Genomic DNA, 24,590 nt, shown 5'->3' on the forward strand with positions numbered 1-24,590 from the left:
TGCATTCGTATAAAAACCCATGCCCGATCCCTCCAATTTAAATCCCTCTAACTCAACGAATATGAACATATGTTCCCTTTGTTATCATTATACCAAACACCTGTTCGTAAATCAAGAAAAATATCCCAGATAAACCATCTTATCTTCGTAAAAACGGAACGATCAGCTCCACGGGCTATCTCATTTCTATCCCGCCTATGGAGTTCCCAGTTCTGAACCAAAGGGATAATCGTGTAAAGAGGCGTAGTTAGAAGATCCCCTTCGTCGATCTCCCCATTCTGAACCAAAGGGATAATCGTGCAAAAAAGGCGCGGTGAGAAGATCCTCTCCTAGATTCCTCGTTCTGAACGAAAGGGATAATCGTGTAAAAGGGCAAGCGGTTGTGAACATTGTTCGAAGACCTGTCACAATACTCCGGGAATTTCTGACAAACCTCCGGGTTTCTATCGACTCTTTTTTGGTAGTATGGTATTATGATAGTCTGATAACGTATTAGCGGACTAAAGCGAGGTTCTGAGCTAAGCTAATACTATTTGAGTTAATAGTTAAGCTAATAGTATTTGAGCTAATAGCATTACTCAGGGGGAGAGACAGATGAAAGCTAACAAAAAAATGATCATGATGAGCCTAGTGATGGCTCTGGTGTTAACGGTGCTGGCCGGCTGTTCGGGGTCGGGAGCGGGGAAAGAGGATAATAAGCTGGTGATCGGGATCGACGATAAATTCGCACCGATGGGCTTCCGCGATGAAAATAACGAGATTGTTGGCTTCGATATTGATTACGCCAAAGCGGCGGCGGAGAAAATGGGAATGGAAGCCACGTTCCAGCCGATCGACTGGTCGGCTAAGGAATCTGAGCTGAACAGCGGACGGATCGATCTGATCTGGAACGGATATACGATTACGGAGGAGCGTAAGGGCAAGGTCCTGTTTACGAAGCCTTACTTGAAAAATAGCCAGGTGGTCGTAACGCTGGCCGATTCGGAAATCACCCAGCTCAGCGATCTAGCTGGCAAGACGGTGGGCTTGCAGGCGTTGTCTTCCGCAGCGGATGCGCTGGACGCGGCCCCGATCAAGAGCGAGATCAAAACCATCTCGGAATTCCCGGATAACGTACTTGCGCTTACGGATCTCAAAACGAAACGGCTTGATGCGGTCGTGATCGACGAAGTTGTGGCGAGATACTATATGGCGAAGGAAGAAGGTACGTTTAAGCTGCTGGATGAGTCGCTGGCGCCTGAAGAATACGGCATCGGCGTGAAGAAGGGGAACGAGGAGCTGCTGAACAAGCTGCAGAAGGCGCTCGACGAGCTGAACCAGGACGGTACCGCGTCGGAAATTTCGAAGAAATGGTTTGGCGAAGACAAAGTGCTGAAGTAGAAACGAAACGCGTAAAAACCGGATTGCTTCGGAATCCGGTTTTTTGCTGGTTGTGTTAAAATCCAAGATGTTCCGAGGAGAGCGATCATGAGTCTGGAGTATTTGTTAAGTATCCTGGGGCCGATGCTGGAAGGGACGAAAACCACGATTTGGCTGTTTCTTCTGGCCATCGTGACATCGATTCCGCTGGGCTTCGCCTTTACCTTTATGGTTCGCAGCCGGATCAAGCCAGTCGCTTGGTTTGCCGGGGCTTATATTTATGTCATGCGCGGTACGCCGTTGCTGCTGCAAATGCTGTTCGTTTGCTTCGGGCTGCCGGTCATCCCGGTGATCGGCGAGTATCTCGTGATGGATCGGTTCGTCGCCGCTTGCGTTGCTTTTACGCTGAATTACGCGGCGTACTTCGCTGAGATCTTCCGCGGCGGCCTGCTGGCGATCGATAAGGGTCAATATGAAGCCGCGAAGGTGCTGGGGCTCAGCCGCTGGCAGACGACAACGCGGATCGTGCTGCCACAGATGCTGCGCATCGCGCTGCCCGCTGTCTCCAATGAGTCGATTACGCTGGTCAAGGATACAGCGCTGCTTTATGCAGTGGCCGTTCCCGAGCTGCTGCATTTTGCGCAAACGGCGGTCAACCGGGATTTTACGATCGTACCGTTTGTGCTTGCGGGCGTGCTGTACCTGTTGATGACGTTGGTACTGACCGTGCTGTTTAAGGCGCTGGAACGGAAGTTCAAATTTGAGTAAAGGGCTGGAATCATGGATCAAGCAATCGTTCAAGTCGAGCATTTACGAAAATCGTTTGGCCAGCTGGAGGTGCTGAAAAACGTCTCCTTTAACGTCGCTACGAGCGAGGTGCTGGCGGTGATCGGGCCGTCCGGTTCGGGCAAGAGCACCATGCTGCGTGCCTTGGCCCATCTTGAGGAAATCGACGGGGGGACGATCCGGATTGGAGGCGAGTCGCTGGTGGACAATGGGCGGTATGCCGGCAGTGCCAAGCTCAAGGAAATTACCGCCCGTATGGGCATGGTGTTCCAGCATTTCAATCTGTTCCCGCACCTCACGGTGCGCGGGAACCTGGAGCTCGCACCCAAGCTGGTGAAAAGGCAGCCGGCTGCAGACATCCGCGCCAAGGCCACGGAGCTGCTGGAGAAGGTCGGGCTCTCCGATAAAGCGGAGGTTTATCCGGCTAACCTGTCCGGGGGGCAAAAGCAGCGGGTCGCCATTGCCCGGGCGCTGATGATGAATCCGGAGATTCTGCTGTTCGACGAGCCGACCTCTGCGCTGGATCCCGAGCTAACGGGCGAGGTGCTGCAGGTGATGAAGCAGCTCGCCGAAGAGCGGATGACGATGATCGTCGTCACGCATGAGATGGGCTTTGCGCGGGAGGTAGCCGACCGCGTGATGTTTATGGCGGACGGGGAGATTATCGAATCCGGCCCGCCGGAGCAGCTGTTTGGTGCGCCGCAGCATGAGCGTACGCGGTCCTTTTTGCAGCGGGTGCTGTGATAACTAATTTCAAAAACGGCGGCAGCCTCGGAACTTCAACTACGAAGTTTGAGGCTGCCGCCGTTTTTTTACCACCCTATTTTATTTCACCGAGTAAACCCCTTCTTTGTAAACCAACGTATAGATCATGCCAGAGTCGGTCAGAACGTACTGGTCCACTGCATCCTTGGACAAGCGGCGCTGTTTGCCGTCGACAGCAATATGGTATATGCCGGGCTCGTAGCCATGGGATACATAGTAGACGCCGGACTTGTTGACCTCGAAGGTCGTATCAGCAGTAGCTCCGGGCGCCAGGGCAGCCAGCTTCTTCTCCTGGCCGGTGGACCGCCAGCGTATCCGGGTGTCACCGATTCGCCGTTAACAAGCATGGTCGTGCTATTCACCTTGAACTTGACCGTTCGCTACCTATGGCCAGCATCATGTTTGGCATACCCATCCGCTGGATTTTGCCGTCGCCACACCGATGGGAATGATGAATGGGCTGGCCAATACCGGCACGCAACTGCTGGAGCCCATTTTGCATGCCCGTATCGTTGTTCCTGAAGAGAATGCCGGCCGGGTGATGAACGACCTCGTGCAGATGCGCGGCCGTTTCGAGCCGCCGCAGCGGCAAGGGGAACGCGTATTGATTGAGGGACATGTGCCGCTCTCGACTTCGCTCGATTACCCGATTGAACTTAGTTCGTATACCAAAAATGTTAGGGTCGCGCATAAAGGTATCCAAATACTGCCAGAATCCGCGGCGGGCTAACGCTTCGCCGATCAATATAAAGCATGGATACCTTCGATTTGAAAACTTCGCCGACTTCGGATTGTTCGACTTTCAGCCTGCGACGGATAATGGACAGATTGGTCCCTATTGATTCATTAAAGGCGTCATGCGGTCCGACGATCACGGTCTCCGCAAAAAAAGAATGCTGCCCTTTGCTCGCAGCATTCTGTGCGTGATCGTCTTTACATGGATTCGCTCAATAATAGCCGGGATAATTCGGCATAACTGGCAACCGGGGTATGGGGGAGATGCGGATCGGATTCGGGCGGGATTCCGCGGTGATTGAACCAAATGGAGTGCCAGCCAGCGCCAGCCGCCCCTACGACATCGTTGCGCCAGGAATCTCCGATATACCAGCACTGATCCGGTGCTATGCCCAGTTTCCCTGCAATCAGGTTGAACAAGCGTGCATCCGGTTTCGTCAAGCCAACCGCACCCGAGATGAACACCAGCTCGGCGGGAATCAGCCGATCGACCCCCAGTGCCCGGATCTTTCGCCATTGGTGGTCCGGCGGTCCGTTCGTAATGATTCCGACGACGGCGCCCCGCGCCTGGAGTTCGCCGATCAGCTCCAGCGCTCCGGGAAACGGCCGAATGTCAAATTGACGGCCTAGGTAAGCGGCCTGTACCGCCGCGGCTTGTTCGGTTGTCAGAGAGAGCCCAAACTCCCCTAGAGAACGCACGAAACGTTCGGTGCGCATCGATTCCAGCACCTGCCCGTAGGTGGGCGTACCCCCGGCTTGGGCGGAAAGATAATCGCTGTAATAGCGCATCCGGTGATACGCCGATTCATAGGGGAAGTTCGGCCCGGTGTGCAGGATCTCTTCCAGTGCCTCGCGAAAAGGCTGCAGGTGGTCGTATAACGTATCATCCACGTCAAAAAAGACCGCGTGGTTTGGCGTAATTGTGTTCATTGTGATGATCCCCTTCTCTTTACCAGCCGCAGTAGAAAACCTTGGCTTTTTCCTATAAAATGCTTATGTATTGTACTGGCTACGGGAGCCGTCGCCTTCCCATTATACGTGACAATTTCGAAAAATCCATAGTTCACCCGGTCCTTTTCGGATATGATGGGATCGGATTGTATACTTTGGGTGGAAAGGTTTGGAGCGGACGTGAAAAAGCCGAAACGATGGTTTACCTTAAGAAATCAAATCTTCATCAGTTTTATGCTGCTGATGATTTTTGTCCTGGGAATCGCCAGCGTACTCACTTATTATCGGATGTCCGCACTGCTGGAAACCAATGCTGAGAAGCATATCAGTCAAACCGCGATGCAGGCCAACGGTCGATTGGATGCGCTGATTGCCCAGATCAATACGCTGACCACGCAGGTCGCCACCGATGATTACGTCCAGAAGCTGCTGCTCGCTGAGGTGCAAGGGAAGGAGACGCCCTTTAGCTCGCGCCAATCGCTGCTGCCGCTGTTTAGTGACTATCAGGCCTATGTGACCGGCATCAAGTCGCTTGAGTTATATACTAACGATTATCGCCGATTGTTCCCGCTGAACGAAACCGAGTTGATCGACACGATCGATTCGGAATGGATTAACGCCGCGAATTGGGGCAAAGGGGCGCTCGTCTGGATTGGTATCGATCCGCGCGATCCGTCTACCGTGCTGGCGCTGCGCCGGGTGAGCTTGCTGGACCGCTGGTTTTCGTCCGGGGGATATTTAATGGTGCGGCTCGATCGGACTTATTTTCAAATCCATGAGCAGATCGACGAAGAGGTTGGGGAGTATATCCTGCTGGTTGACGGGAATCAGCGTCCCGTGGCATCCAATTTCAGCTTTCCTGCGGAAGAATTAAATTTGAAGGAGCTGCTGAGCAACGAAGGAAAAAATATCACCATCGGCGGGCAGAGGTTTATTGAGGTCAAACAAGCCTCCAAAGCTACGGGGTGGACGCTGGTCTTCTTCACGCCCATGAGCTACGTCACCAGCGGGATCTCCGCGCTGCGAACAGCTGTCCTCGCTTCGGGAGCCATAGGGGTGCTGCTGTTCCTGATCATGTCGCTGTCGCTGTCCACGATGATCACCCGGCCCATCTTCCGGTTGATCAAGGCGATGCGCGGGGCGAGATTCGGGGTGCTGCAGCGGAACCCGATGTTCTCGAGCACGATGGAAATCAACGAGCTGAACAATTCCTACAACCAAATGGTCGACAATATGAACGAATTGATCCGTGTCGTTTACGAGAAGGAGCTCCTGCAAAGCCGGACCGAATTAAAGGCGCTGCAAGCTCAAATCAACCCTCATTTTCTGTTTAATACGCTGGAGGCCTTCTATTGGTCGCTGGAGGACAAGGGGGAGGAGGAGCTGGCCAACCTGGTCGTCGGCATGTCCAACTTGTTCCGGTACATTATCAGCAGCCCCAACCAGGACGAGTGGGTGACGATCGAGGACGAGCTGGAGCATGTGGAACGATACCTGCAGCTGATGACTATCCGACTTGCGGAACGGTTAACCTGGTCCATTGATGCCGGCGAATTCCGCCATGTTAAAATTCCAAAGCTTCTGATTCAGCCGCTGGTGGAAAACGCAATTTTGCACGGGGTTGAAAAGCAACTCGGCCAGGGCAAAGTAAGCGTATGCGTCGAATCCTCAGACAAGGAAGGTTACGTGAAAATCACCGTGCGGGACAACGGTCCCGGCATGGATGAGGAAACGTTAAACGGCCTACTGCAGGCGATGGAAGGCGGACCTTCCATTTCCTCGAAGGGGACAGGCGTCGGGATTGTAAATGTACAACGGCGACTTCGCCTGTATTATGATGAGGAGCAAGGGAAGAAGCACGGTTTGCAAGTGACCAGCCGCCCGGGCGAAGGAACGTCCGTAAGCTTTGAAATACCTAGTGATTACGGGGGAACGGTATGAAGCAGACAAAAACCATACTTGTGGTGGAAGATGAACCGAGAACAAGACAGGGCTTTACGAAAACATTGGAAGCCTGGTCTGCCGGCCGGTACCGGATCGAGGCGGCGGACAGCGGGCAGGCGGCGCTGGCTTGGCTGGAGAATCATGTCGCTCATCTGCTGATCACGGACATCCGCATGCCCGGCATCAGCGGGCTGGAGCTGATCGAAATGCAGCAGCGCCATAAGCAGTTCAAGCCGGTGGCGATTATCATTTCGGGTTATGCGGAATTCGAATACGCGCAAAAAGCGATGCAGCTCGGCGTCGTCAATTACTTGCTGAAGCCGGTGGACAAGCACAAGCTGGTTCAGGCCGTAGAGCAGGCGTTGCGGGTGGAGGACGACCGGCATCGAATCGAAACGATGGAGAAGCTGGTTGACCCGCGGCTGCTGGAGACAAAGGATACGGATACGCAATATACGCCCCAGGTGCGGGAGGCACTGAATTACCTGGACGAGCATTTGCACGAGCCGATTACGATGCGCCAGGTGGCCGACCATCTGCATCTGAATCCGAGTTACTTCAGCGTGCTATTCAAAGAGCAGACCGACCTTACCTTCAGCGAATATATCACCCGATTGCGGGTGCTCCGCGCTAAGGAGCTGCTGCTGCGGACGACGTTGTCCGTTGGGGAGATCGCTGAGCGTGTAGGTTATCAAAGCGACAAATATTTTATCAAGGTGTTCAAAAACTATGAAGGGATGAGTCCCAGCAAATACCGCAGCCGGACGAAAGAGACGGAAGATGACGCCTAAGCCTTAGCCGTTCAATCACGGATATTTGCGGCGAACGGTTTGTTGCCCTCTGCTTGCTATGGAAGCGGAATCATCAACGTGATAAACTTGGGTTGAAGCGGTTACACGAATAGCCGGGATAACTAGGGGGCTAAAGCATGTCCAACCAGAAAACAGCATCTACCCTGTGGATTGCGCTTCTCCTGCTGCTGGGACTTTCCGGCTGCGTCGGCGACAAGGCGGCGGGGGGCGGCGGGGCGGATGACCAAGAAGCATCGGCGGCCAGCGAGAAGGTAACGATTCAATTTATGCATTTGTGGCCGGCAGGTGCCTCTCCGCAGCAAAATAGACTGGTGAACGAGATCATCGACCAATATCAATCCGAGCATCCGAATATCACAATTCAGCAAGAAGTGATGGAAAATGAGCAATACAAAAATAAATTAAAAATTTTGTCCGCGGCGAACGAGCTTCCTGACGTTGGCGTCACCTGGGCTGCCGGCTTCATGGACCCCTACGTGAAGGGTGACCTGTTCGCCCCGCTTGACGATTTGCTGGAACGCGGCTTGAAGGACCAGTTCGTCCCGGGGGCGACCGATGCTTATGCGGTGCAGGGCAAAACGTACGGCTTGCCGATCGAACTGAACATCTCGCCGATTTATTATAATAAGGCGATTTTTGACAAATACGATTTGGAAGTGCCGCAAACCTATGATCAGTTCCTGGACGTGATCCGCACGCTGAACAGCAAGGGGGTAACCCCGATCGCGCTGGGGAACCGGGACCGGTGGACGGGCTCGATCTGGTATATGTACCTGGCCGACCGGATCGGCGGACCGGAAACGATGAAGCAGGCGATCGACCGCTCCCGCAGCTTCGAGGACCCGGCGCTGATTCAGGCGGCGGCGGAAATCCAGAAGCTGGTGGATATGAACGCTTTTAATAAAGGCTTTAACGGCTTGTCCAATGAGGAAGGCAAAATGGTATTCATGAAAGAACAAGCTGCCATGTTCCTGGCTGGGACCTGGGAGGTGCCTAACTTTACGAGTAACCCGGACGTGCCTCAGCAATTTAAAGACAATGTCGGGTTCTTCAAATTCCCAACCTTTACCGGCGGTAAAGGGGACATTAACAGCTGGGTAGGCGGACCGGGGGTCGGCTTGTTCGTTGCGGAGAACTCCAAAGTCAAAGACGAAGCGAAGAAGTTTGTGGAATATTTCATCAGCAAGTGGGGGGCCGAATCGGTCAGTACGGCCGGGGTGATTCCGGCAACCAAGGTGGATACGGCGGCTTCGGATTTGCCTCAGCTCTACATCGATTTGCTGGATGAGCTGAACAATGCCAGCAACCTGACCTTATTTGCCGACGTGCAAATGAAATGGAATGCGGCCCAGACGCACTTAAATATGATTCAAGCCTTGTTCGGTAAGGCGGTGACGCCGGAGCAATTCGTGAAGGAGCATGAAGCCGCGCTGCAGCAAGACGAATAAAGCATCCGAGCATAAAGCAAGAACCTTCCGCCCTAATGGCGCAAGGTTCTTTATTTTTGGGGACTATCCGACGTATTTGGATAAGGAAATCAGGGCAGTCATCGTAATGATGTTCAGCAGCGTGGAGATCAGCACGGTTTGCGAGGCAAAATCCGGTTCGTTGTCGTACTCCTCCGCAAGGATGGTGCTGTTGACGCCGGTGGGCATGCCGGAAGCGATCAGCAGCGCTTGGGCTGGAATTCCTTTGAGGCCCAGCGCCCATACCAAAATGAACCCGATCACCGGGCCAATCAGCAGACGCAGCGCGACGCTGACGTAGACGTCAATCCGATCGAGCCGCAGCGGATATTTTACAATTTGTGCGCCAAGCGTTAGTAAGGCGATCGCCACCATCGAGTCGGCGATGTACCCAAGCGGCTTGGACACAAAGTAAGGGATTGGCCATTGAAGCAAATGCAGCGCCATCCCAAGCACCAAGGCGTAAGGGACGGGCATCTTAAGAAACCCGATCAACGCGGCCTTCAGCGTGCCGCCGGACTTGGCCCGTTGCACGGACATCACGCCATAGGTGAACGTGACCAGGCTCTGGAACGTCATCACCAGCGCTTGAACGGAAGCAGCCAATGGATCGCCTTTAAAGGCCAACTGATTAATCGGCAGCCCGTAATTGCCGGAGTTGTCGAGGATCAGACTGTTAGTGAAGGCGGCCCGCATGCCGGGTCCAAACTTCAGAGGCCAGCTGACAAGCCGGCTGACCCCATAGAGCAGCAGGACGTACAAAATATAAAACCCCGTAACGCTTCCCAGAAGATCCGCGGACATCTCCGATTCGTACATGCTGACGAAGACGACGGCAGGCGTCACGAAGTAGAAGTTGATTTTGGCCAGCGTATACAAATCAAGCTTAAAGGCTCGCTGCATCAAGGCGCCTAATCCGATGAGGATAAAAATGGGCAAAACGACATCCAATACAATATCGCCGATCATCTCTTGCTGTTCACTTCTTTCTTATGCGCTAATATGGAATTAGACGCTTATATGGAATCGAATACCGTTTAATGGCAGTCGCTAGTTATTATATCACGCCTGCCGCTGCGTAGAAGATGCAAATTGATCTACTGCTGCTGAATTGCGTGAGAACGTGAAAAGGAGTAAACGCCTATGATGACCCTCTCCAGACAGTCCCATCCCGTCCTTCGCGACGTGGAACGATTGGTTCAGTTGGAGACGGAGCTGACGAAGTTTAATAACGAACGCTCGCTGATCGAGCAGTCGCGCGGCGGGGACGGTTCTGCGTTGGACGAGGGAATGGTGAAGCGGAAGATCCGGTACTACTACCGGGACGATTTTCAAAATTTCGTCGCTTATCTTGGCGGGGAGCCTGCAGGAATGGGTTCTTTATTTATGCGCGGCGATACCGGGTATTTGGCCAACGATTTTACGTTCCCAGCGTACCGGAAGCGCGGCATCCAAACGGCGCTGATCCGGCACCGGCTGCAAACGGCAAGGGAGCTCGGACTGAAGCGGGTTTACACCGATGTGGAGTTTGCATCGGCCAGCCATGCGAACATGCTGAAATGCGGTTTTGAGCTGGTGTATGTCAATACGTTTTGGATGAAAACGGCGCTGCCGCGATAAGCGGTTAGCGCTTGTTTATGGTTTGGCTGTTCGCTTGCGAAGCCGCTGCGGGATCCGCCGGATCAAGAGCTGGCCGAGCACCTCGGACAAGACGAGCCCCATCGCGATCGAACCGGATAGGAGGAAGGCTTTAGCGGCAAGCTCCACAGCCAAATTGTATTCGTTCTCCACGAACCGCCGCATCGCGTCATACGCCAGCCCGCCCGGAACCAACGGGATAATCCCGGCCACGCTGAATATAATGACAGGCTTCTTGTAAACGCGGGCAAACAGCTGGCTAAGGACGCCAACCAAGAACGTAGCCGCAACGGTCGAAAATACACTCTCCATCCTTGGCTCCAGCAGGATGTAGACGAGCCAGCCAAGCATGCCGGACAGGCCGCATTGGAGCAGGGTTCGTTTAGGAGCGTTAAAGAGGATGCCAAAAGCCCCTGAAGCAATAAAACTAATAAGCAGATGAACGAGTATATACATCGGACGTTAGGTCCCCTTTACATGCGAATTAAATTAAAGTAAATACGACGGCGATCCCGGATCCGATGGCAAAGGCGGTGAGAAAGGCCTCCGCTCCGCGGGACAACCCGGATACGAGATGTCCGGCCATCAGGTCCCGGACCGCATTGGTAATGAGCAGTCCCGGCACGAGCGGCATCACCGAACCGATAATGATCTTATCCAAGTCCCGGCCTAGCGATAATTGCACAAAACCCGTGGCCAACAGGCCGATGATCAGTGCCGCGGTAAACTCGGCGAAAAATTTCACCTTCACCAGCCGATGGAACAGCAGATACGCGGCAAACCCCACACCGCCGCACAATATGCCCGGCAGGAAATCTTCCGCCTGGCCGCGGAACATTAAGGTGAAGCAGCCGCTGGACAAGGCTGCAGCCGCCATTTGCACCGGCATCGGATAGGCGTGCTTCTCCGACTCGATCTCGCGCAGCAAGGCATGCGCTTCTGCTACCGTGACATCCCCGCTATGCAGCTTCCGGGAGATGTCGTTCACCGCGGACACCTTCTGCAGATCGGTTGTCCGCTCCACGATGCGGATCAGCTTGGCGGATTCCGCTTCTCCGGATTGAAAGACGATCCCCGTCGGCGTCACATAACTATGCGAGCCCGAGAGTCCCAGCGCATTGGCCATCCGGGTCATCGTATCCTCCACGCGGTATGTTTCTGCTCCGCTTTGAAGCATGATTTTTCCCGCCAATAGACACACCTGTACAGGCTCCTGTCCTTGGACTGCAGCCATGTCGTTCATCACCGTCACCCTTTCAACAATCTGACGCCATTATATCATGACCAGGAGAGCAGAAAAACGGATTCGACAAAACATGTCTAAATGTGTCGAATATAATCGAAAATTAGTAAAAATATCTTATTTTTGTCGCATTTATATGTTATGCTAGCACTACTTACATAATGCTTTATCCATCTGAGAGGAACATTTGGGCAGGTGATGCTGTGCTGCTGCAAATCGCTGATGTGATGCGGGAGACGTTCTCGCCGCGGGATCATATTGCCCGCAAGGGCGGCGAGGAATTTGTGATTTTGGTCGATCGTTGCGATGCCGAGCAAATTAAAGTGATCGCCGAACGGTTGCGCCGCAATGTGGAGAACCATCGTTTTATTTTACCGGATGGAGGGGAATTAAAGCTAACGATCTCGGGAGGGAGTGCGACCTACCCGAATGTTGATGAGGTGGAGTTGTTCGTCAAGGCGGATCAGGCACTTTATCAAGCGAAGGAGGATGGACGAAACCGGGTGTACGTGACCTAGATCTCGCGCTAAGAATTACCTGTTCAAGACGGATTCCAATGACTATTGAAGCGATTTTAGGAGGCATATCATCGTGAGTCGACAGATTTCATTATCCATTCGTCAAAATCGAGAGCGGCAGGGTCGATGGGACTGTCCTTCTGGATCGCGTCCGCATCGGGCACATCGGGAAGCGGATCATCCTCGCTGACGAACACATCGTTAGGTTCACTGATGCCTTGGACAATTCGCGTATCATGCGGGAGCAGGTCATCGCCGGGAATATCATTCTCCGGGCGATACTCCTTGAGCAGCTTGTACTGCTCATATTCGAAGTCCGCGGAGTTTTTGTTGATATTGGGGTCCACGTCAGATCAGCGCCTTTCTTTTTTAAATTGCGATTCCCCCAAAAGTTTACCCCAAAATAAAGAGTATTACTTTGAGGAAGATTTTACCGAAAGAACCGATCGGCGGCTTCCTTGACGGTCCTCAGGAGGAATCTGCGTTCCAGATGCCTACCGGACTGGAGGCGGACGCTTCCGGAAATATTCTATGTCGGGCCATCATGCCATAGGCATCACCGTAAAACGAAACCCAATCGCAAGGTTCAGGAAATTCCCGGGCCTTGCGATTTTTTCCTGACCGAAGGATTCATGCGCTTGACATAGACTGGTTGACTTCCGACCAAGCTGCGGCTACAATGGCCTGTGAATCCCGGTTTCGAGCTGGCTTGGATCCGGGCAGAGGAGATGAGAAATGTGATAACCATTTATGATATCGCACAAAGGACCGGTTTTTCGCCTACGACCGTATCCAAGGTGTTTAACGGATATTCCGACGTCAGTGAGAAGACGCGCCGCAAAATTCTGGACGCTGCGGATGAGCTCGGCTATGTGCCCAATGCTCACGCCCGTTCGCTGACCACCAAACGCTCTTGGACGATTGGCGTGCTGTTTATTGAGCCTTCCGGCGCGGGCATCCTGCATCCGTTTTTTGGCGGTGTGATCGAAGGCTTCAAGCGGGTGGCTACCTCCAAGGGTTATGATCTGATGTTTCTTTCCAAGGATATCGGCGGCAAGAAAAGCAGCTATCTGGAGCACTGTAAAATCCGCGGTATCGACGGCGTGGTCGTGGTGTTGCCGGATGCAACCGATCCGTATTTTCAGGAGCTGTTGGAGTCCGACATTCCTTGCGTGCTGTTGGATCAGGAATCTTCCGACAAGAGTACGGTGTATTCGGACAATATGGAAGGCGCCCGGCAGGCCGTGGCTTATTTGCATTCCTTGGGCCACCGGAAAATCGCGCATATCGGCGGTGGTCCAACCTTCGCTGGCGAGCAGCGGTTAAACGGGTTTCGGCAAGCGATGCAAGAGCTTGGGCTGACGATCCATCCCCAGCATATCGTACAAGGAAGCTACGATTATACCGTAGAGAGCGGCAGCAAAGCGATGGAGGAGCTGTTGCAGGCGGACGAACGGCCTACCGCCGTGTTTGCAGCCGGCGACAATTTGGCGGTTGGGGCCATGATGGCGATGAAGCGGCATGGCTTGCGCGTGCCTGAAGACATTTCGCTGGTAGGCTTCGACGACATCGAAATGGCGAAATATTTAACACCTGCGTTAACGACGGTACGACAAAACACAGATGTACTTGGCAGCAGGGCAGCCGACATGTTAATCTATTCGATAGAAGGCGGGGAAGACGTGCAACAAGGTGTAATCCCGGTGGAGCTGATTATTCGCGATTCTTGCCGATCGCTGTAGACAGCTTGGCCTCTATTTTTTTACAAGAGATCGAAACCGGTTTCGTCCCGCGTATTTCTTCAATTTGTTGAAGATTGGGTGCGTTTTGCCGGCGCTGCTCTTGTATGTTTTGTAATCGATTACAGAAACACCAATTTCGGAAACCAAGGAGAGGATTAACGATGGCAAAATGGGTGAAGGTGCTCACTTCGCGTGATTCGGCGGACCGTCTGCAGCCGCAAGGGGAAGTGGCGGTTCAATCTAGCGCAGCAGCTGGCGCGGGACAGAAGCTGAAGGTCCTGCCGGAGCAGACTTACCAAACGGTGATGGGGTTTGGCGGTGCGTTCACCGAAGCGGCCGCTTATACGTTGTCCCGGATCAGCCCGCAGAAGCGGGAAGAAGTGATTCGCCGGTATTTCGATCCGGAGGAGGGGCTGGGGTATACGCTGGGTCGCGTGCACATCCACAGCTGCGACTTCGCGCTGGAGAACTACACGTATATCGAGGACGGCGACGTGGAGCTGAAAACGTTCGATATTTCCCGCGATCACAAATGGGTGATCCCGCTCGTTCACGATGCGGCAAAAACAGCCGGGAAGAACATTACCATGCTGGCCTCTCCTTGGAGCCCTCCGGCTTGGATGAAAACGAATGGCGATATGAACCACGGCGGCCAGCTGAAGCCGGAATATCGCGAGGTGTGGGCGCTGTATTATACGAAGTTCATCAAAGCTTACCGTGAAGCAGGCATCCCGATCTGGGGGATCACGGTACAGAATGAACCGGCGGCGGTGCAAACCTGGGATTCCTGTATTTACAGCGGCGAGGAAGAACGCGATTTCGTACGCGATTACCTGGGGCCGGTGATGCATCGGGAAGGCCTGGCGGACGTCCAAATTCTCATTTGGGACCACAACCGGGATATTATCGTCGAGCGGGCCTCCGCCGTGCTGAGCGATCCCGAAGCGGCTAAATACGTGTGGGGTACCGGCTTCCACTGGTACGTCAGCGAAGCGTTCGAGAACGTCGGCAAAGTGCATGAGCTGTTCCCTGACAAGCATCTCTTGTTCACAGAAGGCTGCCAGGAAGGCGGCGTGAAGCTTGGCAAATGGTTCACCGGCGAGCGTTATGGCCGGAACATCATCGGCGACTTGAACAATTGGAACGAAGGGTTCCTGGATTGGAACCTGGTGCTGGACGAAACGGGCGGTCCGAACCATGTGGGCAACCTGTGTGATGCGCCGATCATCGCGGATACCACAACCGATACGCTCCACTACAACAGCTCGTACTTCTACATCGGACATTTCAGCAAATACATCAAACCGGGGGCGGTACGCATCGGTTTAGAAGCCCACGCTCCGGCGCTGCTGGCTACCTCATTCCGCAATCCGGACGGCAGCATTGCGGTTGTCGTGCAGAACGAAAGCGATGAGGCACAGCCGTTTGCCCTGGAACTGGGCGGCGAGGCTGCAGGTGAGACGCTGCCAGCCCATTCGATTGCGACGTATATCATCCAAGGCTAGTTACATCTTTTTATTTAACGGAGGGATAGACCTTATGCCGAATTATACTTTTGAGGAAAATGCGTTCGTGATCGAACAGTTTGACCGGGCGAAGCCGTTCTCGAGCTTCCTCCCCGGCCTTGCCGGCTTGAAGGGGATTCCGATGTGGACGTTTTACGTCAACCGGGGGCAGGCGGTCTGCAGCTTTGGGATCCGGGACAAAAACAGCCCGATCATGGAATTCTCCCCGGCTAGCATTACGTATCAATCGGTTGCGATGAAAGGCTTCCGGACGTTTATCAAAATCGCAGGGAAAGCGGGGATCTACGAGCCCTTCCAAAGCGCTTTCCCCGATGCGTCGGCCGTTCGCCGCATGCACATTTTGACCAATGAGCTGACGATTGAAGAAACCCATGAAGCGCAGGGGTTGCGGGTGAAGGTGAGTTATTTTCAACTCCCCAACGACGATTATGCGGCACTGGTGCGTCAAGTGGAGGTTACGAATATTTCCGGAGCGCCGGTGCAGCTGGAGATGCTGGACGGGATGCCGGAGATTCTTCCGTACGGGGTAGAGAACGCCGGCTACAAGGAAATCGGGAATCTGCTGCGCAGCTGGATGGAGGTCGACAATCTGGAGAACGGAATTCCGTTCTACCGGGTCCGCTCCAGTACCCATGATGAGGCCGAAGTCAGCGAGGTGCAAAGCGGTCATTTCTACCTCACCTTTGGAGAGGACGGGAAGCTGCTGAAGACGATTGCCGACTTTGCGGTCATTTTCGGCGATAATACGTCGCTGGCTTATCCCGACCGCTTTGCCGAGCAGCCGCTGGCGGCCTTAACGGCGGCACCGCAGTATTGCACCAACAAGGTGCCTTGCGGATTTTCGGCATTAGCTGCCGAGCTGGCCCGCGGCGAAAGCCGCCGCATTTATACCTTAATCGGGCATATCGAAAGCGTTGAACGGTTAAATCGCAAAGCGGCCGAGATTGCCAGCCCTGCTTATGTTGCCCGCAAGCATGCGGAGGCTAGCCAGTTGACCGAGGAGCTAACCGCAGACATCGCCACGAAAACAGCCCTGCCGCTGTTTGATGCCTACTGCCGGCAGAGCTATCTGGACAATTTTCTGCGCGGCGGGTATCCGTTTATTTTCGAAAACGGCCGGGAAGGATTCGTTGTTCACTTGTATTCCCGGAAGCACGGGGATCTGGAGCGGGATTACAACTTCTTCTCGATCGCCCCGGAATTTTATTCGCAGGGCAACGGCAATTTCCGAGATGCTAACCAAAACCGGCGCAATGATGTATATTTTAACCCGCGGGTCGGAACGTTTAATATTCGCACGTTCTTCAGCCTCATTCAGGCTGATGGCTATAATCCGCTGGGCGTGGAAGGCACCACGTTCCGGGTTCCGGCCGAACGGGCGGCGGAGCTGTCCGCTTTTCTGGAGCAGGCGGCGGCCGATCATCGGGAGGAGTTGGCCGCTCTGTGCTTGGGTTCGTTTACTCCGGGGAAACTGATCTCGCTCGTTAACCACCGCGGCGTACGGTTGCTCGCGGAGGAGAACGAGCTGTTGACCGGTGTGCTGTCGCTCGCCGAACAGCAAATCGAAGCCTCCTTTGGGGAAGGTTACTGGACGGATCATTGGACTTACAATATGGACTTGATCGACAGTTATCTTGATATTTTCCCGGATCGCAAGGTGCAGCTGCTGTTCGGAGAACGGGAGTACACGTACTTCGACAGTCCGGCCCGCGTGCTGCCGCGCAGCGAGAAGTACGTGATCAGCGGCGGAAAGGTTCGCCAATACGGCGCATTGGTTCACGATGAGGAGAAAATGGCCAAATTCGGTCTGACGTTAAAGAGCACCAACTGGTTAAAAACAGAACATGGCCGGGGAGAAATTTACCGGACGACCTTGTTCGTCAAACTGCTGTCGCTGGGCCTGGTCAAGTTCGCCACCCTGGATCCGTTTGGCATGGGCGTGGAGATGGAAGCGAACAAGCCGGGATGGAACGATGCGATGAACGGCTTGCCTGGACTGTTTGGCTCGGGCATGAGCGAAACCTTTGAGTTAAAAAGGCTGCTGAAGTTCGTTCAGGAAGTTTGTGATGATCCTGAAGCTGCTGGCAACAACCAAGTCGTGCAAGTGCCTGAGGAAATCGCCACGCTGCTCAGCGAAGTCGGGAAGCTGCTGGAAGCCCGCTTAGCGGGGAGCCTGGCGCCGTTTGATTATTGGGATCAGGTGACGACGGCGCGCGAGAAATACCGGGAAGCCATTCGTTTCGGGATCAGCGGGACGGAAACCTCGCTGGAGCTTCGTGCGATCGGCCAGCTGGCGGCCCGTATGCTCGAGCAAATCGAGCGCGGGATTCAAGAGGCTATCCGACTGGGCGACGGCGTGACACCGACGTATTTCGCCTACGAGGCGGCGGAATTTGAGCCGGTGACCGATGCCCAAGGAAAGCCGATCATCAGCGGATATGGACTGCAGAAGGCGGTCGTGAAGAAATTTACCGTTCGTCCGCTGCCGCATTTCCTGGAAGGTCCTGCTCGTTGGTTGAAGACGGTCGAGGACCGTAACGAAGCTAAGCGGACTTATGAGCAAATTCGCCGCAGCGACCTGTTCGACGACCAGCTTCAAATGTACAAAACCTCGGTCAGCCTGGATGCGGAGACCCATGAAATCGGTCGGATTCGCGCCTTTACGCCAGGCTGGCTGGAACGGGAATCGGTATTCCTGCATATGAGCTACAAGTACCTGCTGGCGCTGCTTAAGAGCGGCTTGACCGAGGAGTTCTTCACCGAGCTTCGCACTTCGTTGATTCCGTTCCTCGATCCGGCTGTGTATGGCCGCAGCACGCTGGAGAACTCGTCCTTTATCGCAACGAGCGTGAATCCGGATCCGGATACCCACGGCCGCGGTTATGTCGCCCGGCTTAGCGGATCAACCGCCGAGTTCCTTAGCATGTGGATGTCGATGATGGCCGGAAAACGGATCTTCCGCCTGCATGAAGGCAAGCTCCGGCTTGCGCTTAACCCGCACTTGCCCGGATGGCTCTTTGATGAGCAAGGCGAGGTGTCGTTCCGCTTCCTGGGCACAACGGAGGTCGTCTACCGGAACCCGCAGAAGAAGGATACCTATGGCCCGGATGCTGCAGCGATTCGCCGGTTGGTGGTTCAGAAGCACGATGGAACGGAGCTTGCGGTTGAAGGCGCCGTGATCGACGGTGAGTTAGCGGAGGAGGTCCGCAGCGGCAAGGTGCGGCGGATTGAAGCGGAGTTGGCTTAACAGAACGGATAACAGCGTCATGAATAAATACTCCGGATAGGTAATGGACAGCAATGCCTGCTACCTTCCGGAGTTTTTTTAATAGAAAATGAAAACTATTCATAGATAAAACCACTTATCCAAGGTAAAATAACTGTGGCACGTTTCTTCTAAAAAAAATTATCACTATTTCCATAAATTGAAGGTTATTGCGAGATTTTAATCGAATGGTTTAAAGTAGCCCTACTCAGATCCTTTCGAACTGAGGCGCGTCAACCGGGTTAACACTTTAGAATATCTCCAGAGGTGTCTAATGAAGTCTTTGATCAAAGGATTTGTCGTCTTGTTTGTCATATTCATTGCTGCATTTTACGGCATCATTTTTAGAAATTCGGGTGCAGCGGGCTCGGAGGTACAGCAAATCAGAAACTGGCAGGTCACTTGGACGGATCAGTTGGATCCCAATCCGAGCAAGGAATGGCTAGAGGCACTGGACGGCTGGACGAGTGTAAGCGCGGGAGAAGAGAGCCCGGTGAAGCCGGAGAAGGGTAGTGTTCAGTGGATCAAAATCATCCTTCCTCAAATCACCGAAAATTCCCAGGTCGTATTGATCGATAAAATATATGGTAAACACATTACGGTAAGTTTGGATGGAGCCAAAGTCTTCGAATCCCAGCGCAAATTTAACTTTAGCATCAACAGCGTGCTGGTGCCGGTGTCTTCGCACAATTCGGGTCAAACGCTGTATATCGGCGTATCCTCGACGACAAATACGATCGGGATCTTTGACCCGATTCGAATCGGAAATAACCAGGAATTGATCAAGAGCTTTGTGCGCGGCAACATCACCGACTTAATTTTGGGCAGCACGCTGATCTTCATCGCGGTGATTATGCTGTTCTGTTCTGTTTTTCTGAAGTATGTGAATATGCCGATGTGGTTCTCGCTGTGTGCGGTCATTTTTTCCAGCGGCTTGCTTGTGCTGACGTATTCTCCGTTTGTATTTTGGCTGTTTGACTATACGACGGCGGGCAGAATACTGGTGGTGATGTTTGACCTGGCTTTGTTCATCCTGCTTCCTTCGTTTATCTTTTTCTTTGAAAAAATCTTTGGTCCCGGTTATTTTGCTTTAATCCGGCGTTCGCGCAAAGTGTTTGTGGTTTTCTCCGCGCTCTGTATGCTATTGCTGTTAGCCAACGAGTTGTCCGGTAATCGTTACTATGATATCTATAAGCTCATTACGACTCAATTTGCCGGTTATCTCATTATCGCGCAGTTTCTGATCTTGGCGGGCATTTTAACCGTTTATGTGGCGAAAGGGAACAAAGAGGCTCTGATCTTTCTGGCCGGGGTCCTCTCGTTTACGCTGCTATCCGCAGGTGAATTGATTTGGTATTACTTTTACGACGGGTACTATAAGCTATTTTTGTGGAAATTAGGTATCGTGTGCTTCCTGACCTCGTTGATTATCATCCTGGGCCGAAGATTTGCGGAGAATCACCGGCAAGTCGTGGAATACTCCAAGCAGTTGGAGATGTTTAATAACGAGCTGCAGCGTTCGGAGAAAATGGAGATCATCAGCGAATTAGCCGCTTCGGTCGCCCACGAGGTCCGCAACCCGCTGCAGGTGACCCGAGGCTTTCTGCAACTGCTCGTTGAGAAGCAGCAGAATTCGGACAAGGTGTATTTAAGCATGGCGTTGGAAGAGCTTGATCGCGCTTCGGCGATTATTACGGACTTCCTCACTTTCGCCAAGCCGGAAGGCGGCAAGGTGACGACGCTGAACGTGCTGGAAGAATTTATTCATATCGAAGGGATCCTGATTCCTCTAGCGAATTTGCAGGGGGGCAAAATCACGGTTCATATTCCTAAAAACCTTTATGTGCGCGGCAATTCTTCCAAATTCAAGCAAGCATTTATCAATATCATCAAGAATAGTATTGAAGCACTTCGGGGCGAAGGCGACATCCAAATTTGGAGCTATGAAGAAAACGACGATGTGGTGATCCATATCAAGGACAACGGCGAGGGGATGGACGAAGAAGTGCTGGCCCGCTTGGGTGAGCCTTATTTCTCCAACAAAACGAAGGGGACGGGGCTAGGTTTGATGGTGACGTTCCGGATTATTGAGGTGATGAACGGTCAAATTCATTTTACGAGCAAAAAAGGAGCAGGGACCGAAGTCGTTATCCGCTTCCCCTCCGTTCAAGTTGAGGAGTATGCGATGGGATAAGTTCGTTCGGTCCCTGCCTGAGTGCTAGCGAAGATCGGTAGGGGTTATTCGCCCCAGATTCCTGCTGGTTTGATTTTGCTCATAACAACTTTCTCCGGTTGAGGCGGCAGTACGACGTAAAATTCGTCCGTGCTCTCCTCTACTGCTTTGATTTTGATGTGATCCGGGAGAACTACACCGAGTGCCTCCTGGATCGCAGCTTTCGGGTCGGCAAGTAGCTTCGCTTTGAAGCTAGGATCTTGCCAAGCTTTTTCCACAACTTGCGTTTGAAGGAGCGCTCCTGATGTCATAAGATCACCCTTTCTCAGTAAAAATAGTTATATTTTCCTTATTACTATAACATGGAATTCGCCAGAACGCTAGGATAGGATCTTCTGATTGCTAGGTTTAGATCTTCTGATTCGCCAACCAATAGGCTAAACCGCCCTGGGCTAGCAAATTTCGTTCATCTTTTAAACTTTCAGCTCCTTGGCGGAGATTGGTTCTGAGATAATCGTGGAACTCGTGCAGGTGCGTTAGACCCGGGGCGTTCGCCTCTAATATCGCTGCGTTCTGATCCGTTCGTTCGGCAAAAATGAACAGGATATCCCGAACATGCAACGCGTGTTTGACTTCATCCGGTGTAGGTCTGCGATCCGAAGGAATCTGCAGTTCATGCTGTACAACGGAAATCAGAGAGTTATAGCTTCCTTCTCGCAAATCCTTCTCCCAGTCCTCCCAATCATCCAGCATCTGCAGCGTCACCAGTACGGCATCCACGGCAGATTCGAAAGGAGCAATCAGCTGGTCGTGTTCGGTCAGGAGCAGCATGCCCGCCACCGACAGCTTCACAGGGGAAGCTTTATGCGCAATACGAACCGGATTCTCTTGGAAGAAGTCATGTTGATTTTCTAGCAAGACGGCTTCTGCCCATTCGGCAGTATACTTCCGGTAATAACTCCAAAACGGGGATTCGGAAGTGAACAAGGCGGCGTAAATCCGAGAAAATTCAAGCTGAAGCAAATTCGCCAGCGGCAACTTCCACTTGTCCCCTGCCTCTGGATTGTCCATCACTTCATCGATTAAATGGTAATGCAGCATGACCAAGATCATGGCCACGGTCAACTCGCGGCTAAGCTCTGGCTTGGCACCGGCAGCCTCCTGCATCCAGAATGGAAGTAAATAGCATATGTAGTTCTGGGAGCCAGACTTTTTTAACGCGTGAAATTTCCCCAAATAATTGAGAGCATGTCCTCGGAATTCTTCCGGCAGCTCGGATAGAACCTTCTCAGTTTGATCGAAAGCCGCCTCTAAATCTTTTTCATAGCTATGAAACCAATTCCAGTTCACAAATCGAACCTCCTTTATAGGAACCATCCTCTTCATTATATAGGAAAATTTGTAGACAAGGTAGTTTGCTCGAAACTCTTGCAAAGCCCCTTAGGATGCGAGGGGCTTTGCCTTATCTTTAGTAAAGGTTAGAAAAGTTGATGAATGCCGATGAGAATTAACAACAGACCGGAAATGACGGTGGCCCGATTCCCAAATTTCTCTGCGGCGACCTTCTCGGCCAGACCGGCGCATGCGGCCAGCAACAGGTAGCTGAATAAACCAACGGACAGCGAAGTATACCAGATGTTCAGTTGGGTGATACCGGCATTAAAGCCGCCGGCCAGTGCATTCATGGCTAAAGCGATTCCGAGGACAATCGATTCGCCAAGACTGATGGATTTGGAGCTGTCCTTATCTGCTTCTTCAGGATTGCGCAGCAGGCGGGTCAGCGGATTGACGTCATCCTCTTCCTGAATCGAAATGTTCTTCTTCTCCAGAAATGGCTGCAACAGCACCCATACACCAACCCCAACGATCACAATCGTTCCGAGCAACTGTCCGATCCAGGGATGGACCCACGAGGATAACCAGCTTCCGAAATAACCCGACACCAGAGTGGCCAAAAAGGAAATGGCGGCGATGGCCAGATTGGAATACCAAGGAATGCGGATTTTTCGTACTCCGTAGGCGATACCGACTCCCGCATTATCCAAGTTGGACGCGAGTCCAATGGCGATGACGGCCAACAGACTGTAAGAACCCATGATGTTCGCTCCTTTGCAATACATGATGACACAGCATATGCCCAGAAGAGGGAAATGGTTTATGGCCTAGCATCATCTTGTTTGCTGAGACACCCGGAACGGTTGATAAAGGGTTTCCATTGTATTCAAGAAAGTAGTATAATGTCCACAAGGATACTCGATGGGAGTGATAAATGTGCTTGAAAACTTGTTGCGTCCGTCTCACTTGCTGCTTCTAGTTATCGCAGCATTGTTGTTATTTGGTCCCAGCAAGCTGCCGGAATTAGGGCGCAGCTTTGGCACGATGCTCAAGGAGTTTAAGAGAGGCGCACGTGGGGACATTCTCGAAGACGAGCAGCCGCAGAAAGCGGAAGTTCAACCCGCTGCAGATACGAATAAATCATCCTGATGCCATTAACAAAGACCCTGTTTGGGGTCTTTTTTTGTGGGGGATTCCGTACAATACAAAGCGCGTGCTACCGGGAAGAAACCGGGCACGCGCTTTTGGATTGGAACGACTAGAAGGCCGTTCGCTTTCATTTCGTTTCGTTAGACTTGCAACAGCAGCAGAATGATGGACGACAGTCCCAGACAGGTGCTGATCAGGTACAGGAACATAACCACCTGCTTCTGATTTAATCCGGCCCGAAGCAACCGATAATGGACTTGGCTGGCATCGGCGACGTAAGGTGATTTTCCTTGCAGCATCCGTTTGATCACGACAAACAGATTATCGAAAATCGGTACGCCAAGGGCCAGCACCGGAATAAACAGGGACAGGACGGTAGCTTGCTTGAAGGCGCCGTCCAGTGCGATCACCGCCAGCATAAACCCAAGGAACGTAGCTCCGGCATCGCCCATAAAAACTTTGGCCGGCGGCTTGTTGTACCGCAGGTAGGCCAGCGTTACCCCAATCAGGGCAACCGAGAGCATCGCGGAGTTGGTTTGCCCTTTGGTTAAGGCCACCACAAACAGCGTCACGGCCGAGATCGCGGATAATCCTCCGGCCAAGCCGTCCAATCCGTCCGAGAAATTGATGACGGTGGTGACGCCAAAGATCCAGAGAATCGTTAAGATAAACTGGAGCCATGCCGGCAGCAGGACATAGTCGCCGCTAAACGGATTTACAAAGCCACTGAAGGTGATGCCGGATGCATAAACCAGCACTGCAGCGGACACTTGGACGATCAGTTTAGGCAGCGCCGGAAAGTCTTTGCCTTTCGTTTTGTACCAGTCGTCGATGGTCCCAATGGCCAGCAAAAGCACCCCGCCGGCAAACAGCGCTCCCGTCTCCCAGGAGAAGTTGCGCGTAAACAGCAGGTATGCAATGAAGAACCCGGCAAATATCGCATAGCTGGCCGTCAGCGGAATCGGCTGACGATGGATCTTGCGTTCGACGTCCGCTCGGGGTTTGTCCACGAAATCCAGACGGAAGGCCAGCTTACCGAGCGGGGGAATCAGGAAATACACGATCAGAAACGATAACAGAAAAGTACATAAGTATAAAATCGCTACTCACCACCAGATGTTAGACTCAGGCTATTGATTATTATAAAAAGAAATCGGGACAATGTCGAATACTTGTATCACCC

Annotated in this window: 24 protein-coding genes; 14 read left to right on the forward strand and 10 right to left on the reverse strand. The window is 52.9% G+C overall.

Annotated elements, in window-relative coordinates; genetic code table 11:
- Nucleotides 1–594: 594 nt before the first annotated feature.
- From POTG_RS17740 to POTG_RS17755, 4 genes are all read left to right on the forward strand, one after another.
- Nucleotides 595–1,380 (forward strand): amino acid ABC transporter substrate-binding protein, encoded by a 786-nt coding sequence (locus POTG_RS17740; protein WP_009226231.1) that lies wholly within the window; start codon nt 595–597, stop codon nt 1,378–1,380.
- Nucleotides 1,381–1,467: 87 nt separating this feature from the next.
- Nucleotides 1,468–2,127 carry an amino acid ABC transporter permease gene (locus POTG_RS17745; protein ID WP_009226232.1) on the forward strand — a complete coding sequence of 220 codons (660 nt, stop codon included), beginning with the start codon at nt 1,468–1,470 and terminating at the stop codon, nt 2,125–2,127.
- Nucleotides 2,128–2,139: 12 nt separating this feature from the next.
- Nucleotides 2,140–2,889, forward strand: coding sequence for an amino acid ABC transporter ATP-binding protein (locus POTG_RS17750; protein ID WP_009226233.1), 750 nt, complete (start codon nt 2,140–2,142; stop codon nt 2,887–2,889).
- 463 nt (nt 2,890–3,352) lie between these two features.
- A complete protein-coding gene (locus POTG_RS17755; protein ID WP_009226234.1) occupies nt 3,353–3,640 on the forward strand; it encodes a hypothetical protein in 288 nt (95 codons plus the stop codon).
- On the opposite strand, the gene POTG_RS24040 is transcribed toward POTG_RS17755, so the two are convergent.
- Both POTG_RS24040 and POTG_RS17760 read right to left on the reverse strand, forming a co-directional pair.
- On the reverse strand, nt 3,588–3,785 hold the full coding sequence (locus POTG_RS24040) for a spore germination protein (protein WP_157273498.1): 198 nt from the start codon (nt 3,783–3,785) through the stop codon (nt 3,588–3,590). The genes POTG_RS17755 and POTG_RS24040 overlap by 53 nt on opposite strands.
- Before the next feature lie 58 nt (nt 3,786–3,843).
- Nucleotides 3,844–4,575, reverse strand: coding sequence for an HAD family hydrolase (locus POTG_RS17760; protein WP_009226235.1), 732 nt, complete (start codon nt 4,573–4,575; stop codon nt 3,844–3,846).
- 201 nt (nt 4,576–4,776) lie between these two features.
- Here POTG_RS17760 and POTG_RS17765 point away from each other — a divergent pair, with 201 nt between their 5' ends.
- The 3 genes from POTG_RS17765 to POTG_RS17775 all read left to right on the forward strand — a co-directional run bounded on the left by POTG_RS17765 (nt 4,777) and on the right by POTG_RS17775 (nt 8,800).
- Entirely contained in the window at nt 4,777–6,537 is a 1,761-nt protein-coding gene (locus tag POTG_RS17765; protein ID WP_009226236.1) for a sensor histidine kinase, read from the forward strand.
- Nucleotides 6,534–7,331: a response regulator transcription factor gene (locus tag POTG_RS17770; RefSeq protein WP_009226237.1), complete on the forward strand. Its 798-nt coding sequence runs from the start codon at nt 6,534–6,536 to the stop codon at nt 7,329–7,331. The genes POTG_RS17765 and POTG_RS17770 overlap by 4 nt, the downstream gene beginning before the upstream one ends.
- A gap of 137 nt (nt 7,332–7,468) precedes the next feature.
- A complete protein-coding gene (locus POTG_RS17775) occupies nt 7,469–8,800 on the forward strand; it encodes an extracellular solute-binding protein (RefSeq protein ID WP_009226238.1) in 1,332 nt (443 codons plus the stop codon).
- A gap of 63 nt (nt 8,801–8,863) precedes the next feature.
- Here the strand turns inward: POTG_RS17775 and POTG_RS17780 are convergent, their stop codons facing one another.
- Nucleotides 8,864–9,787, reverse strand: a complete 924-nt coding sequence (locus POTG_RS17780; RefSeq protein ID WP_009226239.1) for an AEC family transporter — start codon at nt 9,785–9,787, stop codon at nt 8,864–8,866.
- A 174-nt stretch (nt 9,788–9,961) separates the two neighbouring features.
- On the opposite strand from POTG_RS17780, the gene POTG_RS22810 reads away from it, so the two are divergent.
- Nucleotides 9,962–10,438 (forward strand): GNAT family N-acetyltransferase, encoded by a 477-nt coding sequence (locus tag POTG_RS22810; protein ID WP_009226240.1) that lies wholly within the window; start codon nt 9,962–9,964, stop codon nt 10,436–10,438.
- 15 nt (nt 10,439–10,453) lie between these two features.
- Here POTG_RS22810 and POTG_RS17790 read toward each other — a convergent pair whose 3' ends face one another.
- Together POTG_RS17790 and POTG_RS17795 are read right to left on the reverse strand one after the other, a co-directional pair.
- Nucleotides 10,454–10,912 carry a threonine/serine exporter family protein gene (locus tag POTG_RS17790; RefSeq protein ID WP_009226241.1) on the reverse strand — a complete coding sequence of 153 codons (459 nt, stop codon included), beginning with the start codon at nt 10,910–10,912 and terminating at the stop codon, nt 10,454–10,456.
- 28 nt (nt 10,913–10,940) lie between these two features.
- On the reverse strand, nt 10,941–11,699 hold the full coding sequence (locus POTG_RS17795) for a threonine/serine exporter family protein (RefSeq protein ID WP_036646088.1): 759 nt from the start codon (nt 11,697–11,699) through the stop codon (nt 10,941–10,943).
- Nucleotides 11,700–11,902: 203 nt separating this feature from the next.
- On the opposite strand from POTG_RS17795, the gene POTG_RS17800 reads away from it, so the two are divergent.
- Nucleotides 11,903–12,217, forward strand: a complete 315-nt coding sequence (locus tag POTG_RS17800) for a GGDEF domain-containing protein (RefSeq protein WP_050769805.1) — start codon at nt 11,903–11,905, stop codon at nt 12,215–12,217.
- 68 nt (nt 12,218–12,285) lie between these two features.
- On the opposite strand, the gene POTG_RS17805 is transcribed toward POTG_RS17800, so the two are convergent.
- Complete coding sequence (locus POTG_RS17805) at nt 12,286–12,564, reverse strand: hypothetical protein (protein ID WP_009226244.1); 279 nt, start codon at nt 12,562–12,564, stop codon at nt 12,286–12,288.
- 390 nt (nt 12,565–12,954) lie between these two features.
- On the opposite strand from POTG_RS17805, the gene POTG_RS17810 reads away from it, so the two are divergent.
- The 4 genes from POTG_RS17810 (at nt 12,955) to POTG_RS17825 (ending at nt 20,944) form a co-directional block, all read left to right on the forward strand.
- On the forward strand, nt 12,955–13,959 hold the full coding sequence (locus POTG_RS17810) for a LacI family DNA-binding transcriptional regulator (RefSeq protein WP_036646091.1): 1,005 nt from the start codon (nt 12,955–12,957) through the stop codon (nt 13,957–13,959).
- Between the two features lie 161 nt (nt 13,960–14,120).
- Nucleotides 14,121–15,464, forward strand: coding sequence for a glycoside hydrolase family 30 protein (locus POTG_RS17815; RefSeq protein WP_009226246.1), 1,344 nt, complete (start codon nt 14,121–14,123; stop codon nt 15,462–15,464).
- A gap of 34 nt (nt 15,465–15,498) precedes the next feature.
- Entirely contained in the window at nt 15,499–18,732 is a 3,234-nt protein-coding gene (locus POTG_RS17820; RefSeq protein WP_009226247.1) for a hypothetical protein, read from the forward strand.
- Between the two features lie 292 nt (nt 18,733–19,024).
- A complete protein-coding gene (locus POTG_RS17825; protein ID WP_009226248.1) occupies nt 19,025–20,944 on the forward strand; it encodes a sensor histidine kinase in 1,920 nt (639 codons plus the stop codon).
- A gap of 44 nt (nt 20,945–20,988) precedes the next feature.
- Here the strand turns inward: POTG_RS17825 and POTG_RS17830 are convergent, their stop codons facing one another.
- The 3 genes from POTG_RS17830 to ytaF all read right to left on the reverse strand — a co-directional run bounded on the left by POTG_RS17830 (nt 20,989) and on the right by ytaF (nt 23,019).
- The gene (locus tag POTG_RS17830; protein WP_009226249.1) at nt 20,989–21,234 is read right to left on the reverse strand and encodes an NHLP leader peptide family RiPP precursor; all 246 of its coding nucleotides are present in this window, start codon (nt 21,232–21,234) and stop codon (nt 20,989–20,991) included.
- A gap of 97 nt (nt 21,235–21,331) precedes the next feature.
- Nucleotides 21,332–22,273, reverse strand: a complete 942-nt coding sequence (locus POTG_RS17835) for a hypothetical protein (protein WP_009226250.1) — start codon at nt 22,271–22,273, stop codon at nt 21,332–21,334.
- 128 nt (nt 22,274–22,401) lie between these two features.
- A complete protein-coding gene (ytaF, locus tag POTG_RS17840) occupies nt 22,402–23,019 on the reverse strand; it encodes a sporulation membrane protein YtaF (protein WP_009226251.1) in 618 nt (205 codons plus the stop codon).
- A 160-nt stretch (nt 23,020–23,179) separates the two neighbouring features.
- Between ytaF and POTG_RS17845 the strand changes: the two genes are divergently transcribed.
- Nucleotides 23,180–23,407, forward strand: coding sequence for a twin-arginine translocase TatA/TatE family subunit (locus POTG_RS17845; RefSeq protein WP_009226252.1), 228 nt, complete (start codon nt 23,180–23,182; stop codon nt 23,405–23,407).
- A 140-nt stretch (nt 23,408–23,547) separates the two neighbouring features.
- Here POTG_RS17845 and POTG_RS17850 read toward each other — a convergent pair whose 3' ends face one another.
- Nucleotides 23,548–24,507, reverse strand: coding sequence for an MraY family glycosyltransferase (locus tag POTG_RS17850; RefSeq protein ID WP_036646094.1), 960 nt, complete (start codon nt 24,505–24,507; stop codon nt 23,548–23,550).
- Between the last annotated feature and the right edge of the window lie 83 nt (nt 24,508–24,590).

Source organism: Paenibacillus sp. oral taxon 786 str. D14 (genome assembly GCF_000159955.1).
Classification (GTDB): Bacteria; Bacillota; Bacilli; order Paenibacillales; family Paenibacillaceae; genus Fontibacillus; species Fontibacillus phoenicis.

Coding starts and splice junctions, on each gene's coding strand:
- POTG_RS17740 (WP_009226231.1), top strand. CDS start 595: ATGAAAGCTAACAAAAAAATGATCATGATGAGCCTAGTGATGGCTCTG.
- POTG_RS17745 (WP_009226232.1), top strand. CDS start 1,468: ATGAGTCTGGAGTATTTGTTAAGTATCCTGGGGCCGATGCTGGAAGGG.
- POTG_RS17750 (WP_009226233.1), top strand. CDS start 2,140: ATGGATCAAGCAATCGTTCAAGTCGAGCATTTACGAAAATCGTTTGGC.
- POTG_RS17755 (WP_009226234.1), top strand. CDS start 3,353: ATGGGAATGATGAATGGGCTGGCCAATACCGGCACGCAACTGCTGGAG.
- POTG_RS17760 (WP_009226235.1), bottom strand. CDS start 4,575: ATGAACACAATTACGCCAAACCACGCGGTCTTTTTTGACGTGGATGAT.
- POTG_RS17770 (WP_009226237.1), top strand. CDS start 6,534: ATGAAGCAGACAAAAACCATACTTGTGGTGGAAGATGAACCGAGAACA.
- POTG_RS17775 (WP_009226238.1), top strand. CDS start 7,469: ATGTCCAACCAGAAAACAGCATCTACCCTGTGGATTGCGCTTCTCCTG.
- POTG_RS17780 (WP_009226239.1), bottom strand. CDS start 9,787: ATGATCGGCGATATTGTATTGGATGTCGTTTTGCCCATTTTTATCCTC.
- POTG_RS22810 (WP_009226240.1), top strand. CDS start 9,962: ATGATGACCCTCTCCAGACAGTCCCATCCCGTCCTTCGCGACGTGGAA.
- POTG_RS17790 (WP_009226241.1), bottom strand. CDS start 10,912: ATGTATATACTCGTTCATCTGCTTATTAGTTTTATTGCTTCAGGGGCT.
- POTG_RS17795 (WP_036646088.1), bottom strand. CDS start 11,699: ATGAACGACATGGCTGCAGTCCAAGGACAGGAGCCTGTACAGGTGTGT.
- POTG_RS17815 (WP_009226246.1), top strand. CDS start 14,121: ATGGCAAAATGGGTGAAGGTGCTCACTTCGCGTGATTCGGCGGACCGT.
- POTG_RS17820 (WP_009226247.1), top strand. CDS start 15,499: ATGCCGAATTATACTTTTGAGGAAAATGCGTTCGTGATCGAACAGTTT.
- POTG_RS17825 (WP_009226248.1), top strand. CDS start 19,025: ATGAAGTCTTTGATCAAAGGATTTGTCGTCTTGTTTGTCATATTCATT.
- POTG_RS17830 (WP_009226249.1), bottom strand. CDS start 21,234: ATGACATCAGGAGCGCTCCTTCAAACGCAAGTTGTGGAAAAAGCTTGG.
- ytaF (WP_009226251.1), bottom strand. CDS start 23,019: ATGGGTTCTTACAGTCTGTTGGCCGTCATCGCCATTGGACTCGCGTCC.
- POTG_RS17845 (WP_009226252.1), top strand. CDS start 23,180: ATGGGAGTGATAAATGTGCTTGAAAACTTGTTGCGTCCGTCTCACTTG.